This window comes from Legionella gresilensis, assembly GCF_900639865.1.
Lineage (GTDB): Bacteria > Pseudomonadota > Gammaproteobacteria > Legionellales > Legionellaceae > Legionella_C > Legionella_C gresilensis.
Map to the genome: position 1 here is coordinate 280,957 of NZ_CAAAHX010000004.1, position 20,324 is coordinate 301,280.

Here is a 20,324-nt window from a genome sequence, read left to right on the forward strand (position 1 = left end):
ATGAAAGATTCATTATGAATCAATTAAAAGTTATTAATAACATCAATTAGATGTTCTACTGTAATGTTTAAATAAGCGTAAGCTTCGTCGGCTGGTGCAGATACACCAAAGCGATCTAAGCCAATTACAGCGCCATCCAAGCCAACAAAACGATACCAATAATTCGTTGCAGCTGCTTCGATGGCAATCCGTTTGCGTATTTTGTTAGGTAAAACAGATTCCTGATATGCTTCGTCTTGAGCAATGAACTGTTCACAGCATGGCATAGAAACAACACGAATTTGTTTGCCTTGCTCTTCATTTAATTGTTTTGCTGCAGTAATTGCTAGATGAAGTTCAGAGCCAGTTGCTATAAGAATAATATCTGGCTCCTGTTCGCAATCGAGAATAGTGTATCCGCCTCGGCTAATAGCTTTTAAAGCATTCTCTTGATGAGTTAGCGCAGGTAAATTCTGCCGTGATAATAATAAAGCAGAAGGCCCTGTATGATGAGTTAGAGCCTGATACCAAGCGACAGCCGTTTCTGTCGAGTCAGCAGGCCGCCAAACATGAATATTAGGAGTCATTCTTAGCATAGCAGCATGTTCAATTGGTTGATGAGTCGGACCATCTTCGCCAAGGCCAATTGAGTCATGAGTAAAAACATAAATAACCCGCTGTTTCATTAGGGCACTTAAGCGAATAGCATTGCGGGCATAATCGGCAAAGACTAAAAATGTTCCACCATAAGGAATAAAGCCACCATGTAAGGCTAAACCATTCATAATTGCAGCCATACCAAATTCTCGCACACCATAATAGATGTAATTTCCCGAGCAATCTTTTGCTGTCAGTGCTTTACTACCTGACCAATTTGTATTGTTTGAGCTAGTTAAATCTGCAGAGCCACCTAACATTTCCGGCAATATTTTTGCATAATACTCAATACAAGCCTGAGAGCTTTTACGGGTTGCTATAGCTTTTGTTTGTGAACGACACTCATTAACAAACTCTTTGCTTAAGTCATGCCAGTTATCCGGTAAATCACCATTAATACGTCGTAAAAATTCCTGATACTGTGCTTTATTTTCCTGTTGATATTGATGGCACAATTGCAGCCAAGCATTTTCATGTCGTTTGCCTTGCTCAACCTTATTCCACTGATCATAAATAGAATCAGGGATAGTAAATGGTTCATGAGACCAGCCTAACTTTGCTCTTACTTGCTCAATATTGGTGTTACCAAGAGGTGAACCATGACATTTTTCGCTACCGGCAACAGGTGACCCAAAACCAATAATAGTTTTACAGATAATCAAACTAGGTTTATTTGTTTCAGCACGGGCTTGTCGAATAGCTTCTTCAATTGCTTCTGGATTATGGCCATCAACTTCTTCAATAACATGCCATTGATAAGCTTTAAATCGAGTAGCTGTATCATCAGTAAACCAAGCATCAACTTTACCATCAATAGAGATGCCATTATCATCATAAAAGACAATTAACTTTCCTAATTTCAAAGTTCCTGCGAGGGAGCACACTTCATGTGATAAACCTTCCATTAAACAGCCATCACCCACAAAGACATAAGTAAAATGGTTAACAATTTCTAAATCAGGTAAATTAAATTGATGAGCTAAGGTTTTCTCAGCAATGGCCATACCCACTGCATTGGCTAAGCCTTGCGCAAGAGGGCCCGTGGTTGTTTCAACACCAGGTGTCTCTGCATATTCAGGATGCCCAGGTGTTTTAGAGTGAAGTTGGCGGAAGTGTTTTAAATCATTAATAGATAATTTATAGCCAGTTAAATGCAGTAAAGAATAAAGAATCATTGAGCCATGACCATTCGATAATACAAATCGATCGCGGTCAAACCAATGAGGATTACTGGGACTGTGTTTTAGAAATTTTTGCCACAGAACAGTAGCAATATCTGCCATGCCTAAAGGCATACCGGGATGACCTGATTGGGCTTGTTCAACAGCATCAATACTTAAAACGCGAATTGCGTTTGCTAATTCGTTTGTAGAGCTCATTTATTTTCTTAGCTTATCACTGAGAGGGCTATTGTCGCTCAGAAGTTGTGATTCAGCAAGTTAATACAACCGTAAATATTATAGTCGAACTGATTGTAAAAAGCCCTGGATTGAATTTTATTTAACTATTAAAGCCTTAGTTATTTATTAAAAATGATTGAAATTGATTAAATAATTAACTGCTGTTGATTTTATTAACAAAATTAGTAACAATTTGGCATCGAAGCGAAATAAGAGCAACTCTAGGATAAAATATGACTGCTGTAATGCGCCATCTGCAAAAGACGATACAAATAATACCCTTGAAAGATAAGCAATTATGGCAATTCAGTGAACAACTAAAAAATAAAAAAAGTGATTTTTTTCTTCCTTTAATTAAGCAACATAACTTACTTAACCTTGAATATAATGTGCTTTGTACGCAATTGGTACATAATTATACGCGTAAAAACTATGATCGTGAGCAATTAAGAACAGAGCTTATAACAGCGCTTATGATGGCTGAATTATTAGCTCATTTATATCAAAATTATCTTGTAGTACCTCGCGAAGTTATGCGCCTGCAAAAAGAACAAGAGGTATATAAACATTTGTTAATCGAGGCAGGCGTTAAATTTCCATCAACTAATCTTTTTAATACAGAACCCTCTCATAATTTTACACAGAAAATTCGAGCTAAAATTGCTCAATATAATTGGCCGCGTCTTTTGTCTATTCGTAGCAAACGTTTATTAGATACGGCCGTACCTCTAGCTAAAGATTTAGAGAAATTTTGCCTCTTTGTTGCCACAGTAGATAAATATGCTAATCCTGTAGTGGCTTATTTAGGATGGTTATTTTTTATTCCGCGTTTATCGACTAACCTGTTTTTATTGTTCAAGCACTTAATTCCTGGATTTTGGATGGGAGAAGAGGAGAAAAAAATAGGCTGGACTACCCGTTTTCATGCTCAATTGCAGCGCCGATGGCCTGAAATTGGTAATGATATTGCATGGATGACTGGCGGCATCTTAAATTGTTTTATCTTAATTGGACCATTCTTAGCACCATTTAGTGTATATGTTAATGTGGGTCTTTTTGGTTATGATGTTCTTTTAGCAAGCATAAGGGCAATGCTTGAAATTAAACGCTTACATACTTTGAAAGAAGAATATAATAATTTAGCAAATAGTATCAAAGAGCAAGGGGATAAACAGGAGTTAATCGAAATTTACGAGTTTCAACAACATTTAGATACTCAATTAAATTATGAATATAAAAGATTATTATTTGGTGTATGTAATACCACTGCATTGTTGCTTGCTGCTTCCATAACAATACCAATCTTTGTTGCTTCACCCATTGTTCCTTTTATTAGCGCCTTACTTTTAGTATCGATAACAGTTGCGGGCTATTTGATTTGGCAAAATATTGAAAAGAAAAGACCAAATGAAAAAGTTGAGAAACTATTAAATTTACCGTCACCTTTAACCGCGCATAGTTTTTTTGCATCTAAGCAAGGCATACAAAAATCTAGTGAAGTAGATTTAGAGCTATTAGATCCATCGTTAGAATTGAATCAAATGTAAGCGTAGAGTGATTCTTAAGTTAATGCTACAATTTTTCTTTTTGCCGAGAAAATTATGTCACAGACTACGTTGCCTATATTTAGTCAATTTAAGCCGGATGCTTTTGTTGAGCAACTTGATGCTTTATTACAGAAAAATTTACAAAAAATTACGGAATTGCTTAAACAAAAACAGTCCTTTACATGGAATAATTTAATGCAGCCGCTTGAGGATATGGAAGATGCTCTTGAGCGCTTTTGGTCTCCTATGTCGCATTTACACGCTGTTGTTAATTCTAAAGCACTACGTGATTGTTATCAGGCGTGTCTGCCTAAATTATCTGCCTATGAGGCTGCTATAGGACATAATGAAACCTTATATAAAGCGATTTGCTCTATCGATGCAGAAGATTTAAATGTTATTGAACAGAAAATAGTAGCTGATAGTCTGAGAAACTTCGAACTTTCTGGTGTTGCATTATCTAAAGAAAATAAAGTACGTTTTGAAGCTATTCAAACAAGGCTTTCTGAATTATCAAATCAATTTGAAAATCATGTTCTCGATGCAACACAAGCTTTCAGCCTTCATATTACGGATGAGAATAGATTAAAAGGTTTACCGCCGCATGCTTTACAAGCAGCTAAAGAGTTAGCTGTTGAAAAAGGCTTAGAGGGTTGGGTTTTAAATTTAGAATTTCCCAGTTATTTAGCAATCATTACTTATGCTGACGATCGAAACTTACGGGAAACGTTTTATCAAGCTTATGTTACACGAGCTTCTGATAAAGGCCCTTATGCTGGTCAATTTGATAACAGCACTGTTATTGACGAGATACTCTCTTTACGCCATGAAAAAGCACAACTATTAGGTTTTGCTAATTATGCCGAATTATCCTTAGCAACTAAAATGGCTTCATCAACCAATGAAGTTAGCCATTTTCTTCTTGATTTAGCAGAGCGCGCTCATTCTCAAGCGAAAAAGGATATAGAAAAATTAAAACAATTTGCCCAAACTGAGTATCAGTTAGAGCAAGTTGAACCATGGGATATTGCGTATTTATCTGAGAAAATGCGTCACAAATATTATGATTTATCTCAAGAAGATTTACGTCCTTATTTTCCATTGAATAAGGTCATGACAGGATTATTTACAATTATTGAACGACTCTATGGCATTCGATTAGAAGTAGTACCTAATGTTGATACTTGGCATCAAGATATCACTTGTTATCGTTTAATTGACGAGCATAATATCGAACGCGGTTTTATTTATATGGATTTATTTGCTAGGCAAAATAAACGTGGTGGCGCTTGGATGGATTCATTACAAAGTAGACGTCGAGTAAATGGTAAAAGTATTCAACCGCCAATAGCAACGTTAACCTGCAATTTTGCTAAACCAAGTGCAAATAAAATGGCGACATTGTCTCATGATGAGCTTTCTACCTTATTTCATGAGTTAGGCCATTGTCTACACCATGTTTTAACTCAAGTTGACTATTTAGACGTATCAGGAATTCATGGGGTTGAGTGGGATGCTGTTGAATTGCCCAGTCAGTTTTTCGAAAATTGGTGCTGGGAGAAAAGCGCTCTTGAATTATTATCAGGCCATGTTGAAACAGGCGAACCTTTGCCCGAGAGCTTATATCAAAAACTGATCGCTGCTAAAAATTTTCAATCTGCAATGGCTATGATGCGTCAATTAGAATTTTCTTTGTTTGATTTTCGAATCCATCAGGAATTTAATACGGAGCAAAAGCAATTTGTACAGACGGTTTTAAATCAAGTTAGAGAGCAAATTACGGTTGTCCCTATTGTTGACTATAATCGGTTTCAGCATAGTTTTTCTCATATTTTTGCTGGTGGTTATGCAGCTGGTTATTATAGTTACAAATGGGCTGAGGTTCTCTCAAGTGATGCATTCGCACGCTTTGAGGAAGAGGGCATATTTAACGCTAAGACAGGCCGTGATTTTCTCCATTCAATTTTAGAAGTGGGAGGGTCAAAAAAAGCGAAAGATGCCTTTATAAGTTTTAGAGGTCGGCCTGCCACAATTGATGCTCTACTGCGTCATAATGGTATAAATTAGCCTAAGTTGTTGAATATTTAGTAACCCAGTTAAATAATGCTCGTATTTTAGGGATGGTTAATAATTACTATTTACGCCTATGTCCCGTAGCTTGTTCACGGGATCTATTGGATTTGGAACAGGCAAAGAAGCTTTAATTGTCAAGACCGATACTGGGCCCGGTGGACAAGCCACAGGACGTAGGGGAAAATTAAATTATCACTACAACGCTCTAGGCTAAATGATCATTTAAAGACTGCAATTATTAAAAAATATGGTATACTTATAGTGTTCCTAAATGGGGGGCGACTTGGCTTCGACGCGGGTTGCGAAACCTAAGGTGCATGCCGAGAACTTGAGAGAACTCTCGTAAATCAATCTCACTTAAATATAAATGCAAACGATGAAAACTTTGCAGGTGAAGCTATCGCTGCGTAAGCTTTGATAGTGTAACCGCACCGTGCGCTGCCAAAAAACCAGCGCCCCGTTGACCGAGCTTGCTTATTGGTATCGAATCAACGGTCATAGAAGATAAGCTAGCTTCTTTGGTTGTCTTGCCCATTGAAGCGAAATTTAAAGACTAGCTGTGTTAAATCCTGCCTATCGGAGAGGACGCAGTGAATACTAAAAGACAAGGCTAAGCATGTAGATCTAAGGGCAGAGGATTTGCGGACGCGGGTTCAATTCCCGCCGCCTCCACCATATTGACTTCCTAAGACATCTAAAAAAATCCAATAAGCCTTGATCTGTGAAAGAGGCCGAGAGATTTTCAGATTTCCTTAATCATCAACGAAAAATCATTAAAGATGCTGAATGGAAACAAAAATGGGGTAGGTTAGAATAGTTAAATCTCATGTGATCATATTGCCGCAAAATTACATAACCAATTGATTTTATAGTTTTTTTCATGTGACAGGCTTATTGGTGTTAGTAAATTGTTTTATTTCCAATCACTAAGTTTCATGTGATCATCTATTTACTAAATTAAGTAACCATTTGATTATAAATATATTCTCATGTGATCGTCATGTGCTAAAAAGGTTATGCGTTATGAAACCAGAAAAGCAATGGTTAGATTTAGCCTTACAACTTTTAGAAAAGAGTTTGAACCCACTGCCTCACGAACTTAATGAGTTAGATTGGAAGGCAGATGCTTCAAGTAAAGGCGCTCCAAATTTAGCGAAGCATATTTCAGCTTTTGCAAATTATGCATATGGCGGCTATTTAGTCTTTGGTATAGACGATTATGGGCAAATAAATAGTCTTGATCAGAAAAAAATCAAAGAAATTATTAGTAAAATTAGTAGTATCGCTAGAGAAGGCGTCGAACCTCAAATATCTATTGATCATGAAGTAACCGTTTATAAAGACAAAGTATTATTATTTATCTATATTAAAGAATCTAAGGAAAAACCGGTTCATTTACGCGGCAAAGGTATAGAAGAATCCTACATAAGGAGTGGAGCTTCGACTCATAAAATGTCGAAACAAGAAATAGGCTGGTGTTTGTTTATTACGATCAAAGGTACCCAGTTTTGAAGAGCAGGATGCTGACCTACCTACATCATCGAATGAAATTTTAAATAAAATAGATGTGGTTACTTTTTTAACCTCTTAAAAATACCTGTCCCTGGAAATGCCGATACAATAATCCAAAAATTGGAAGAATACTGTCTTGTTAAGCCTGAGAATCGTCAATATGTGATTAATAACTTAGGTGTATTACTTGCTGCAAATAATATGTCTCATTTTTCCGGTTATGCAAGACGGGGTATCCGTGTAATTTGTTATAAAGGTTCGTCAAAAATTGAAGCAACCAAAGATAAAACCTTTGGTCGAGGTTATGCTGTTGGATTTAATGAAATACTTGATTATATACAAGACTAACTGCCTAGTAGGGAAATAATTAAAAATGCCTTCAGAGAAAATGTGACTGTTTATCCTATCGTTGCAATACGAGAGCTTTTAGCAAATGCAATGATTCATCAGGATTTTAGTATTGATAGTACTCATCCTAAAGTCGAGATTTTTCGGATCGTATGGAGATCTCTAACCCAGGTACACTAATCGCGAAAACGTCTGTTGATAGATTATTTGGTTCTACGAATCCTCGAAATGAACTGTTTGCGAGAATAATGTATAAAACCCATATTTGTGAGGATAGAGGTAGTGGACTGATAAGAGCTTTAACCGGCATTGAATTATATGGATTACCACCACTGAAATTTGAAATTAGTAATATAGTTTTTAAAGTAATACTATACGCGCCTAAAAATTATCAAGATATGAGTAAACAGAGCGTGTAGAGGCTTGCTTTCAACATTGCATTTTAAAATATTTATCAAATGAAAAAATGACAAACGCGACTTTACGTCAAAGACTAGGGATTAGTGAAAAAAATTATGCTCTTGCTTCACGAATCATCAAAGATGCACTGGAACAAAATAAGATTAAAGTTGGTAATCCAGAGATTAAAAATGCAAAATACATTCATTATGTACCTTTTTACGCTTAAAAGCGGTGTTCTGCTGTTCGCGAACAGAAGAACAGTAAGCTAGTCGAATTGGCTTCAATTTCAAGAGTAACACCTGATAAAATGGGGCCTATTTGGGGGCTTTTTCAAAAATCACATTAAAATAATTATTTATTATCAATGGGTTGGATGGCCAATGTTATGGACGCCGCCCCACCATAACTTATTGATTGGTAATACGAATAAAGCTTTTATTACTGCGCTATTTGCTATTAGTTAATAAATAGAAGTTCCTCTAATTTTATGGGGAAATCATTCCACTTTTTTCTCTTTTACTTGTATAACTTTCTGCTTCCTCTATAGCAATGAGTAGTACCTATCTTAATCAGTATCTTATTCGAAATGGAGTCTATATTACTGCAAATAATGACCAAGGAAATGGGGAAATAAAACAAAATTCACTGAATCAGAACCCTAACCCTTGATTTAAGGAAGCTCTAAAGTAAGGCTCGTAGCGCGCAATAAAGTAGCCTTGATGCAGCGTAATCAAGGATTTTCAAAGATATGGTACTAATAAATACCCTTGATTTTTGCTGCATCAAGGCTATCTGATCTAAAACATACTTTGGTGTTGAACATCTTTAGATTCTATTGGAATTTCTAGTATGCTTTGTTCCTGTAGAGGAATTTGCTCTCTAATAAAATCAATACAGCTAGCTAATTTTTTATCTTCTTTTATTTCTGGAATTTCCTTTAGCTCGTCTAACTGACGTAATACCTTATCGAGTTTTTCTTCATTTCCTGCGGAATTTGGTTCCTTTTCAATTTGCTTTATTGTATTAACTAATTCTCGTAATGTAGTAATAGGTGTATTAAAAAGATGGCTCATAAAGGCTTTCCTGGCATGTCTATTTATGAAATTTTCTAATATTAATCTAACCACCGTTAGAGGATTTTCTGTGCTGGCAATAAGAGCTTGATTAGTTAAGTACTGAACCACCCCTTTATGGTTGTCTTTTTTGGCTACCTGAATTGCTTTTTCTAATTCTGTTGGCTGATTGCAAATATCAAGTTTAAAAAGCTGCTTGATAACACTTAGTTGTCCCTCTTTAGCTGCTAAATATAATAATTTATTTGCCATTCGGGTATCAGGCTGCTTTCCTGACGCAAGAAGACTTGAGATTTGCTGCCAATTTGTAGTTATATCGACTCTTTCTTCCTCCAATTTTCCTGCAAGTGCTTGTTCAAACTCATCATGTATAGCTATCTGTGCCATTTCAGAGGCTGCGGGTAAACGTTGAAAGTAAAGTTCAGAACGAGATATATTTTTTGTTGGCGCACTAAGGTCTTCTCTATTTTCTAGTGTATCTGGATTTACACTAAGTGAAGCTTCAACAAGTTGCCCTGTATATTTTTCAAGAATAAAGTCCATATAACGTTTGAACTCTGGATCTTCTTTCGGAAGGTCTTTTAAATTGGTAATACGCTGAATTAAATCCTCAAGGTTATCAATTTTATTAAAAATATCTCTAAGCTCTTCATATTGGTTAATTACTCCAAAATGACGTTTATTGAACAGCAAATAGTTTTCTAGTACAAGTTTTATCCCGGCAAGTAAATCATCTCCATTGTAAAAAATGCGCTGTAAACTCAAGAACTTACCTATTAAAGATCCCCTGCTAATATCTTGCAAAGTATCGGGAATTATTTTAGCGAATAGGTCTGGGTTAATAAGAGAAAGTTTTTTAATAAAATCTAATTTATCTTCTACAATACCTCGATTAAACAAGAAAATGAATTCTTTATCGTTTAGCTTAATTGATTGACTAGTATCTAAAAGTATAAGCGGCCTAATAATTAAAAAAAACTTCGAGTTAGATTCCATCTCTTTCAAAGCTAAATTAAAAATAGTTGTTATGATTTTAGGGTCAATAGGCTTGCGAGGGCCTGACACTAAAAGTCGGAGAGCATTATCCCAGTCTCGTAAATATGCTAAGCAGGTTAAGGTACGCTCGAATTCGCTTTGTGATGTAATTTTAATATCAGGCATAACCTCAGCAGATTTTTTAGATTGAAATCCTTTTTTAACAGCGCTATCAAATTCTTCTGTACATTTTATCTTTTTCGCTAAATCTGATGCACTCTTAAATCCTCTGCTGGAGGGTTGATAACCTAAGGAGAAAATTTTCTCAACTACTGAAAACTCTTTTTCTTCAACAGCTTTCTCTAGAAGTGTATTTAAAATATCAAGTTTAGGGCACTCAATATTTAAAAGTAATGGAATAACATCCCAGTCTTTTAGCCAAACTGCATACCTTAAAACTTCATCATGGGCGCTTGGTGAAGGCTGGGGTACTCGTTTAAAATAAAGTTCCAGTGCTTTATGCCATTGCTTACGAGAAGCAAGGGTTATGAATTCGTCATCAATTTTAGTTTGACTTGATAAATGAGACTGGGCAGTTTCTTCCAAAAATATTGCTAATGTACCTCTAGCATCACCCTTTATAGCCGCGTCTATAACTCGTTCTCGGCCTAGGACGTCTGTAAATACAGCAAGTGCTTCACTCTGTTCAACAGTAGCTAGTTTTATTATGGCTGTATTAATCGCTTTGTCACTAGGACTATATTCTTTTGCCGGCAGAGTGCATAAAATCTTTATAGCCTGCCAATACTGGGCTGCCGCTTCCTTATTTCCTTTTTTTGCCTCAGCTATTCCAGCCTCGGTAATTATTATTAAGAATGTATCAAGGTCTTTTGTTGGCAGCTGAAGGTTTTTTATTTCAGGATGGAAGTCAGTAATGACTTTAATTTGTTTCAGTGGTAAGAGAGATAATTTTTCTAGAATATGCATATAATTCTCAGGTTTATCTCTAGCTATCACCTGTAAAACATTAATTTGTTGAAATGGTAGGAGAGATAATTCTTCTAGAATTTGCATATAATTCTCAGGTTTATCCCTAGCTATCGCCTGTAAAATATCAGTAATAGCTGATTTGCTGGGACTATATTCTTTTAGCGGTAGAGAGCATAAGATCCTTAGAGCTTGCCAATATTGTGATGCATCCTCATCTCTTTTTGCGGCTTTTATTCCTTCCTCAGTAAGTTTTATTAATACCTCATTAAGTCTCTCTCTAGGAAGTTTGAAATTTATTACTTCAGGAAAGGAATCAGCAATCACTTTAATTTCTCTTAGTCGAACTGCGCATAACACTTCTAAAATAGCTGCATAGTTCTTTGCTTTCTCAGGTTCTCTAAATTCTACTGCTAATCCAGCTTCAATTGCCGTCTGGATTGCCTCATCAGTTACATCAATATCTAAAAATTGCGGGTTGTCTTCTATATTACGGTAGATGCTGGCTACAGTTTTATGAAGTCCGTTATGAGCCAAATAATTTAATCTGGTTTGAGGATCATCGGATATAGGCATACAAACTACAAACTAAATAATATATATAGGTCAATTTTAGTACAAAAAAGACCAATTTTGACTTAATTTAACCAAAATTGTAACAATTGGATTTAAATTTAAGCCTAAGGTAACAATTATGAATTATTTAAATGCGCTCAAAGATAGTGAGATCGTTAATATACTTAAGGCGAGGGTTAATTAGATAGTTTTCTGGAATAGCTAGTTAGTTCTATAGGAGACTCTCTTTGCCAATGCTAAGTCAATGGAAACTAGTCAATAAGGTATTCTTATATCAAATTTTGCTAAAGTATGTAGCGCTTTGGGAAAATGCTCTGGATGCCAATGATAATAACCTTGGTTTTCTTCTCCTTTAGGTGTATCTATTAAATTTGAATTCCCTAGTTGGTATTCTCCCACATGCCCTGTTTTATCCGAGTAAACTAAAGGCCAAGTTAGAAGTTTACTTGCTGGTGAATTATTATCTAAACGCACGGTATTAGAGGTAAATGCTTTAAAGTTTGCTAATGCTTGCTGTCGCCTTTGCTCTGCGAATAGCTCAGGATGTATTACGCTTTCGGGATAGTTTTTGATAAAATCATCTCCTAAGGTTACTCGGTAATTATGAATACGTTGAGCTATTATTTGTTCTTGACATGCGGCTTCATATCCTTGCTCAGGCCGGTTAATAATTGCAATCTCACTATCGCCGCCTTGACCACGCATACTACGTTCATTAGCATTGGCACTACCACAGATCATTAAATGATTATCAACCGTTAAAAATTTAGAGTGCACATAAATTGGGCTACGTTGAGCTGCAGCTATGAGTTCATTTCTTGTAACACCTACCTTAGATGCCAATTTATTATATTCTTCTGTTGGGCCATACCATTGAGCTAAGAAGTTAAAAGAAATAAAATGCCACCAAGGCTTATCCGTCCGTTTCTCAATTTCATTCATCATCCATTTTATAGTTAGCCATTGTAGCGTTCTTATAGAATCCACCTCTAATCTACCTGGGGCACTACTCGTGACATTGGGTAGCATGGGCAAGGTAACGAAAACATGAAATGGTGTATTTGCTTTAAATCGTTCCACAATTTTATCAACTAACGCTTGAGGAATAGGGTTAAAAGCTGCATGTTCTGGTTTAGCGTGGATTCCCGGCCCACCTATTAAGTATTGTGTTTCTAGCTCGATAGAACGCTTCGCCTCGGCAATAGCGTTTTTATAACCTAAAGCAATACTTCGCTCATAAGGTTTAGGTGCAGTCCAGAAATTACCATGAGAAGCTGCCATTGTAGAGCGTAAAAGCTGTGATTGCCATAGGGCTTTAGGTTTGCGAAGCTCTGTGTAATTAAGAAGTTGAGTATGGCCTAGATTGCGGCAGAAACGCTCTAAGCTGTGATAATGATGTTTATCTTTTGTTCTTTTATTCCAAAACTTTAATCTGCCATTATTGGCATTCTGCCAGGCAGAAACAAAATCGTTAAATATATCTGCAACCACAGGGCCAATGACTTGTTGATGAACATCCCGCCAGCCATAAGCATTAGGCGTTCTTTGCGTTGAATGATGCGCATCATCCATACGATCATGCGCAAGATCTAAACCACCATAAAAGGCTGTTAGTTTTCTTTTTTTGCTACCATCTTTGCGTGTAAATTCTGCATCGGTAATGACGGCTTTTGCATGATGAGTATTGAAATTATAAGTATGATTAACCGCTCGAAATTGTAAATTAGGAAGATCATTTAGGCCATTTTTGAGTCCTTTTGCTCGTGCAATTGAATCTAGATAAGCAATAGAGTCATGATGGTAAGTTAATTTGTTATCCCAAAATTGGGCCCATACTTTAATAGCAATAACTAAGTTAGGGTTATCGATGGCCTTTTGAACTAAAATTTTACCTAAAGTAAGGGGCGAGGTTTCATGTTCTGCTATGGTTTTAAGTTGTGGTTGTAAATAGTCAAGGTGTAGATTAATTTCCCAGCCTTCTATACAAATTACATATTTCGCATTTTGAATACTTCTGATAATAGAAGGGAAAGCACCTTGAAGTTGCTCTTTAGGTACAGACATATCTTCATAAGCATTTAAAAAATGGATAACTTGATTTTCTGATCGGGCCGGCGCATGGGCACGTCTAATTTCTGGTGCAGTTAAGCGCTTATGTGGTATGAAATTAAACTGTTGATAATTAATATAATAGCTATTATTTTTTTGTATTTTTTGAAATTTTTTAAGAAGTTTTTTGTATTGTACCTCAACAATTTCTCGAGATTCTAGAGATACATTGTCTGTTTGTTTTTTTAAATCTTCTATAAAGGCTTTTATTAATAAATAAAGCTGATGGCTGTCTATTGGATTACTAGAAGAAATAATAAATAATTGTTTGTGGCTTTTTATCAAGTCGACAAAAATTTTATTATTCTGATTGTTATTAGCAATATCTTTAATCTTAATTAATAGGTGCATACAGTCTGATTGTAATTTATCTTCTAAAATAACTATTAATTTGTCGAGAGTTGAATTAATGGCCCTTTCTTTTTCTGGTAGGCAACGCGTTATTTTTTCTCGAGTAAAGGCAATAAAATGTTCTATAACGAGTTTTACTCTATTTAAATAAATTCGTAAGTGAGAAAAACGAGGATCAAAAAGCTTTTGTATTTGACGTACCTGTTTACGAAATTCCTTAATTTCTTCATCTAAAAAACGATCTTTATGGGCTAAAAATATTACTTCCAGATTGGCCAGGGTTTGAAATAGCTCTTTTTTCTTCAAATCTATTAAAGAATTTAAATCGCCTAAAATGTCATGAAGAACTTTATATTTGTCCGCATGCATTTGACTTTTTTTGTTGGCTATTTTTTGTAAATGTTTTTTTATTCTCTGCTGATAAGCTAAGATTTCATAGATGGTTAATTCAGTCTCTTCTCTTTCAAGTTCAGTTAAAGTAGCTCTTGTCTGACTAAACCAACCTTTATAAGCATTTTTAGCTAATAAAGTACCTTCATTATCAGCAAGGCTTAAGTTAGCATTTAATCTAATTTTTGCAATATGAGCTTGAATGGGCCGAATTTTGACGGAGAAAAAATTATGTGTGTACATCAGTTACTTCGCTACCAATAAAAGAATAAATACAGTAAATATTTTAATTTTTTGTTCACTTTTCCTTTAAAGTAAGCAATTTTTAAAGTCACTAAAGAATAATAAACCTAACAATTAAACCTTATAATTTTTAATTATTAGATCGGTATTCCTAAAATGAATTAATAAGAAAGTAAAATTGATAAGGTTTTTCCTTGCTCATTTAATATACATTTAATTGAGGCTTATTATTATCTAATTGAATTTGCATTACAAGTTTTGATTAAGTAATTTTCTTTTGGTTTTTAAATTGACCAGGTGTTGATGGCGAATTACTTATAAGGATAAGGAAAATTTACTAATAAATGGTATAAAACATCGTCTTCTTAAGAAAACCTTAAGTTTTCTCCGTTAAGGTAACTTTCAGCAAAAAATTCGCCTCTAAAATCCAACCTCAAATGCAAGGGATTCAAATAGTTCCATTAATAAAAAAATTAGGAGTAGCTATGAGAAAAAAACCAAGCATTTTAGCGATGATGTCATTAGTGAGCCTATTGCCTATAACAGCAAGTGCTTCTGATAGTGATACAGCGTATAAATTTGAGGGCTTATCATTTAATGCAGCACTAGGTCATTTATCCGGCGAAGCACATGAATATGTGTATGAGCCAAATACAAATAAAAAAATAAGTCAGTTAGATTGGCGGATAGATAATTCATTAATAGCTAAAGCAGAGTTAAATTATGACTTAAGGCCTTGGCTAAGTATTAACGGAAAAGGTTGGGCAACTCTGGCTAAAGGCAGTGGATTTATGGATGATTATGATTGGTTAAGTGATAGACAATCACATTGGACAGACTGGTCTTATCATGAAAATACGCATCTTAATAATGCTAATGGAATTGATTTTAGTTTACAAACTTGGTTGCTTAATAAACCAAACTATAAATTAGGTCTTCTCGGAGGTTATGAAAAAAACTCTTTTAATTTTAGAGCAAAAGGTGGGTGTTTCATATATGAAAATGGCCGCCAAGTTGGCTGCTTTAGCAATAATGAGCCTGGAATAGGGTACCGGCAAGTATTTAAAACACCTTATGTGGGTCTGGCTGGGAAATATGCAATAAACAATTTTGAACTGAACTTATTACTGAAGTTAAGTAATTGGGTAAAATCAGAAGATCAGGATAAGCACTATTCACGTAACTTAACTTTTAAAGAGTGGGGGAATAATGCAAAATATCATTCACTGACCTTAAACGCAGGCTATTACTTTACTCAAAATACTAAAGTTTTCGCTGAAGCTTCTTATGCAAACTATGGCAATACTAGGGCTGATACTGAAATTAAAAGTAATAGTTTAGGAAGACGGCTATTTATTCCTAATTCAGCAGGTTTAGATAATAAAAATTATATATTAGCACTTGGTGTGCAATACACTATGTAATTAAACGTAAAAATTTTTTATACCGCGGTTTGGCCGCGGTATATAGACTATAAATAAGCTAGCTTTACTAGTAGCTTTCAACGCAAAGAAAGAGACAAATTACGTTAAATCCTGCCTGTTAGATTAGAAGCCTAAAGATAAGGCCACGGCTGTAAATCTACTTTTGATTAAGCAAAATTTCTATCCTACTATTACTTAAGTCTCTATTAATTCCAGGATAAGAATAAATGAAAAGACTTGGTTTGATTATTGTAACAACATTCATACTTTCTCCTATGGCTTTTGCGGATGATTTTAAGCATATGGATTGCAAGAAGATTGTTAAAGCATGCAAATCAGCTGGTTTTAAAGATAAGGATAAAAAATTTTGGCAAGGCTGCATGAAGCCTTTAGTTTTAGGGAGAAAAATCGAAGGTATAAGTGTCGAAGCTACTGAAGTAAAAGCCTGTCGTGATAAAAAAATTGCTGAACTACAGCAAGAATTAAAAGAATTTCAAAGTATTAAATAAAGTAGATAGCTTATAAAAGGGCTATTAATTTAATAAGAAAATATCTCTATTCATTTATTTTTATGGCTTTTTTTATGTTTTTTAGGATAAATTTTGAATAATTAGAAAAATTATTTATCTATTAATCTATAATTTAAAATACTGTTGTGTTTTTGGAGTAGTTTGTGGATCTTTATGATGCTGACTTTTATAGCATAATAAGGATGTTGTTTTTTTTCATGATGATTGGGCTATTTATTTTATTAGAGGCTTTTTATCCATTTCACAATTTAGGCAAGGACGGGGTACAAAAACGACGATTATTGAACTGGTGTATAGGTATTATAAGTATAATTATTGCTATTCCTTTAAGCACGCTTTCTGTTGCCTTGTTTTGTGAATATTATAATTTTGGTCTTTTTCATTATTTTAATTCACCTATTTGGCTAGTATTTATTTTGTGGTTTTTAATTAATGATTTTATGCACTATTCCTATCACCGTGTAGCTCATATGTATTCCTTTTTGTGGTGCTTACATAAAACCCATCATACAGATAAATCAGTAAATGCTACAACAGCTTTGCGAATACACCCTATTGAATTTCTACTGTTTACTCTCTATAAAATTAGTATTATTTTTATATTTGGTCCTTATTTTACCGTTGTCTTAATTTGTGACTTAATTCAAGCGCTCATTGTTTTTTGGTGCCATTCCAATATTAAATGCAATGAAAAGGTAGAGCGTTTTTTAAGTCTATTTATCGCGACACCTAAGTATCACATACTTCATCATACAACAGATACAGACGCTAGAAATTATGCAATTGTCACTACTTTATGGGATAAATTACTAGGCACAAGCTGTAAGCCAATGTTTAAAAAAGAAGAAATTAATAAGCTAAAACTTGGAGTAGAAAACGACTCTCAGGAAACACTTAAAAGTATGTTGATGTTAGATAAATTGCTTATTACATTGAAAAACATCAATTTTGCTCATTTTAAGTATAGCTTGCTAACAGTTGGGATGATGATTGGGTTTTGGTGTTTAGCTCTGTTGTATCCCCCTGTAATACAGGGACTTATCGGGATTAATTTATGGTGGTCAATCCTTTATTTAGTTTTGGCTTGCCATTTTACAATGATTGTTATCTCTATCTATCTTCATCGAAGTGAGACACATCGCGCCGTAAAATTTCATCCTGCAGTACGTCATGTTTTTAGGTTTTGGCTTTGGCTTGTAACGGGCGCTAGTCGATGTGAATGGGTTGCGGTCCATAGGGCACATCACCAAGCGACAGATACAGAGAACGATCCGCACAGTCCCATTATCCATGGCTTAAAAACTTTATTTACATCAGGATTTGAGCTTTATCATAAAGCGAAATCTGATCAAGTAGTCGAGAAGTATGGAATTATTAGCGATAACGATTACTTAGAGAAACATTGGTATAGTAAATATTCTACAATGGGACCCATCATTTTATTAGTGATTGAAATGATTCTAATTGGTATATGGGCTATTCCCTTATGGACACTGCAAATGATTCTACAAATTATATTTCAAGCTAGTGTTATTAATGGCTTAGGCCACTACTTGGGTTATCGTAACTTTAACACGAAAGATAACTCACATAATGTGACTAGTTTTGGGCTATTTATTGCTGGTGAGGAATTACATAATAATCATCACCAATATCCTGCTTCTGCTAAGTTTTCATTTTATTCTAATGAATTAGATATAGGGTGGGTTTATATTCTTTTGCTTAAAAAACTAGGTTTAGCACGTATTAAGCTAAAGCCACTAGCTAAAGCAAATCTAGAATTCAAAAAGTATCGCTTAAAAGAAGAGTAATATTATTTAAGTAGTCAAATTAAACCTACTGGTGACTTTGCCAAGTAGCGCATCTATTAGCTCCTTATCCAATTATTATGACGTTGTTTATATCAGTCAATCCTTCTTGCAAGCATAATCCTATTGCCTTTCTTTTAGTGGTTAAATTACATGATCAAATTGTGATTTTAATGTTTATTGTGTATAAGTTTTGTGATAAGTTTGGCTAAAATTTTTTACTAAGAAAAATACATGCCCAAAATTACTTCTCACATAAAAAAATATGATCGCTCTCAAGCTGAAAACATTTTCTATCAGGATAATGAGCAACCGTTTGGTTATTTTGAAATTCAAAACTCAAGGTATCGCGACAAGCAAGAAGATGCCTTAGCTTGGGAAACATTAGAAAATACTGTAGATTCATTAACACCAGAAGAAATTGGTAAGCGACTATGGACAACTTATCGCACTTTAGATGAACAATTTTTACAGAATAATTATAGGGATGGCACAACAGCAGCAACGACTATTTATGATGGAAAAGGGAACTTAATTACCGCACTATTAGCAGACGCTGCATCTTTTGCAGCGGTTTATGACAATAATAATCAACTTTTAGGGGTTGTTAGATTAAACTCAGTAATACATAAGCCAAAGGATCCTCTAGAAGAAAAACGTATTACTGATGCTGGCGGCACGGTTTCTTGGGGAAGAGTAGGTGGTCACCTTGCTGTTTCAAGAGCCATTGGTGATAAATACTTTAAAAAAAGTGGCGTTTGCTCTGAGGCAACAATTGATATTACTAGTATCAATACACTTGCGAAAACTTTTCAAGTTAGTCCAAATGCAATAAGAAAAGTACAAATTATTAATACCTGTGATGGTTTTACCGATGGTGCAAATGTTCAAACAAAAAAAGGACATGAGGAGTTTCTACTAGAGGCTTTGAAAGAAATTTTAGAAGCAAATGATAAGTTATCTGAAACAGAAATAGCTAAAGCTTTAGTGATTAAAGCAAAAGAAGCTGGCTCTACCGATAATATTACTGTTGCTATCCAAACAATTACATCCACTACACCGGCTTTGCTTCTTGGTGTTTATGATGGTCATGTTGGTTCCAAAGCCTCAATTTATGTCGCGGAAAATATAGGTCAGGAGTTTAGAAAACAATGTGAGCTTACGCCAGAAGCTTACGGGAATCAAACCCTTAGCGCAGATAAAAACATTGTTGTTTATAACAGAGATAATGCAAATAAACAAAGTATAAAACACCAAAAGAATGATCTCTCTACTACTGAGATAGCGCTTGAGGTACAGAGTTCGGATGGCTTAACGTCTAAAGAAGGACAACGAGAAGAAAAAGACCTACCTTCCCCTCAGATAAATATTCAGGTTCCTAACCTTAATGATATAAATACGAAGGCTACAGAACAAGACTTAGATGAAGAGATAAATGCTGAGGTAGTAAATTCTGATAACCAAGAAGAGTTTGTGTTAATCATTAATCAACTTTTAGAAGCTACCAAAAAATATCAAGCAAGTTTATCGCCAAAAAACCGAGAAATTCATGCAATAATTGCAAAGCTTCTTAGTACTTTAGATAACTCAGAAAAAAACCAAAATACTATAAAAAGATATTTTGAGCTTCTTAATGCAAAAGAATCAGGAAGACAATTCACTAATATTGAGATTATTCAAAATAATAAAGATATATCAACAAAACGCTTTATTACCGGGGTTGGAATGATTGTAGCTACCCTAGCGACAGGCATTATTCCCGGTCTTGCTATCATGGGTATAGTCTATGCTTTAACAGGTAAGTCACCTCTTAATTTATTTAAAACAAATAGTGAACTTTTTAAAGCTGATTTAACACAGATTAAAAAGGAGCATCATCTACCGGAGGAGCAAACCCACGGAAGTTCACTTCAGCCTTAAAATTAAATAACTGGCTGCAT

The 20,324-nt window shown here is 34.8% G+C and carries 13 protein-coding genes and 1 other RNA gene; 11 read left to right on the top strand and 3 right to left on the bottom strand.

What is annotated here, in order from left to right:
• Window positions 1-23: 23 nt before the first annotated feature.
• Window positions 24-2,015, bottom strand: coding sequence for a transketolase (gene tkt / locus E1P04_RS06640; protein WP_131782129.1), 1,992 nt, complete (start codon window positions 2,013-2,015; stop codon window positions 24-26).
• A gap of 254 nt (window positions 2,016-2,269) precedes the next feature.
• On the opposite strand from tkt, the gene E1P04_RS06645 reads away from it, so the two are divergent.
• The 7 genes from E1P04_RS06645 to E1P04_RS17590 all read left to right on the top strand — a co-directional run bounded on the left by E1P04_RS06645 (window position 2,270) and on the right by E1P04_RS17590 (window position 8,144).
• Entirely contained in the window at window positions 2,270-3,583 is a 1,314-nt protein-coding gene (locus E1P04_RS06645) for a hypothetical protein (protein WP_131782130.1), read from the top strand.
• Window positions 3,584-3,637: 54 nt separating this feature from the next.
• Window positions 3,638-5,650 carry a M3 family metallopeptidase gene (locus tag E1P04_RS06650; protein ID WP_131782131.1) on the top strand — a complete coding sequence of 671 codons (2,013 nt, stop codon included), beginning with the start codon at window positions 3,638-3,640 and terminating at the stop codon, window positions 5,648-5,650.
• Between the two features lie 280 nt (window positions 5,651-5,930).
• Window positions 5,931-6,331, top strand: a transfer-messenger RNA (tmRNA) gene (gene ssrA / locus E1P04_RS06655).
• 348 nt (window positions 6,332-6,679) lie between these two features.
• Entirely contained in the window at window positions 6,680-7,168 is a 489-nt protein-coding gene (locus tag E1P04_RS06660; RefSeq protein ID WP_131782132.1) for an AlbA family DNA-binding domain-containing protein, read from the top strand.
• Between the two features lie 120 nt (window positions 7,169-7,288).
• Window positions 7,289-7,516, top strand: coding sequence for a hypothetical protein (locus E1P04_RS06665; protein WP_131782133.1), 228 nt, complete (start codon window positions 7,289-7,291; stop codon window positions 7,514-7,516).
• Between the two features lie 152 nt (window positions 7,517-7,668).
• Window positions 7,669-7,935: an ATP-binding protein gene (locus tag E1P04_RS06670; protein ID WP_131782134.1), complete on the top strand. Its 267-nt coding sequence runs from the start codon at window positions 7,669-7,671 to the stop codon at window positions 7,933-7,935.
• A 47-nt stretch (window positions 7,936-7,982) separates the two neighbouring features.
• Window positions 7,983-8,144: a hypothetical protein gene (locus E1P04_RS17590; protein WP_165482693.1), complete on the top strand. Its 162-nt coding sequence runs from the start codon at window positions 7,983-7,985 to the stop codon at window positions 8,142-8,144.
• 571 nt (window positions 8,145-8,715) lie between these two features.
• Here E1P04_RS17590 and E1P04_RS06675 read toward each other — a convergent pair.
• Both E1P04_RS06675 and E1P04_RS06680 read right to left on the bottom strand, forming a co-directional pair.
• On the bottom strand, window positions 8,716-11,529 hold the full coding sequence (locus tag E1P04_RS06675) for an ankyrin repeat domain-containing protein (RefSeq protein WP_131782135.1): 2,814 nt from the start codon (window positions 11,527-11,529) through the stop codon (window positions 8,716-8,718).
• 255 nt (window positions 11,530-11,784) lie between these two features.
• A complete protein-coding gene (locus E1P04_RS06680) occupies window positions 11,785-14,622 on the bottom strand; it encodes a hypothetical protein (RefSeq protein ID WP_131782136.1) in 2,838 nt (945 codons plus the stop codon).
• A 485-nt stretch (window positions 14,623-15,107) separates the two neighbouring features.
• On the opposite strand from E1P04_RS06680, the gene E1P04_RS06685 reads away from it, so the two are divergent.
• The 4 genes from E1P04_RS06685 to E1P04_RS06700 all read left to right on the top strand — a co-directional run bounded on the left by E1P04_RS06685 (window position 15,108) and on the right by E1P04_RS06700 (window position 20,304).
• A complete protein-coding gene (locus tag E1P04_RS06685) occupies window positions 15,108-16,046 on the top strand; it encodes an omptin family outer membrane protease (protein ID WP_131782137.1) in 939 nt (312 codons plus the stop codon).
• A gap of 227 nt (window positions 16,047-16,273) precedes the next feature.
• Complete coding sequence (locus E1P04_RS06690) at window positions 16,274-16,555, top strand: hypothetical protein (RefSeq protein WP_131782138.1); 282 nt, start codon at window positions 16,274-16,276, stop codon at window positions 16,553-16,555.
• 164 nt (window positions 16,556-16,719) lie between these two features.
• Window positions 16,720-18,387 (top strand): sterol desaturase family protein, encoded by a 1,668-nt coding sequence (locus E1P04_RS06695; protein ID WP_131782139.1) that lies wholly within the window; start codon window positions 16,720-16,722, stop codon window positions 18,385-18,387.
• Between the two features lie 231 nt (window positions 18,388-18,618).
• Entirely contained in the window at window positions 18,619-20,304 is a 1,686-nt protein-coding gene (locus tag E1P04_RS06700) for a PP2C family serine/threonine-protein phosphatase (RefSeq protein ID WP_131782140.1), read from the top strand.
• Window positions 20,305-20,324: the final 20 nt, after the last annotated feature.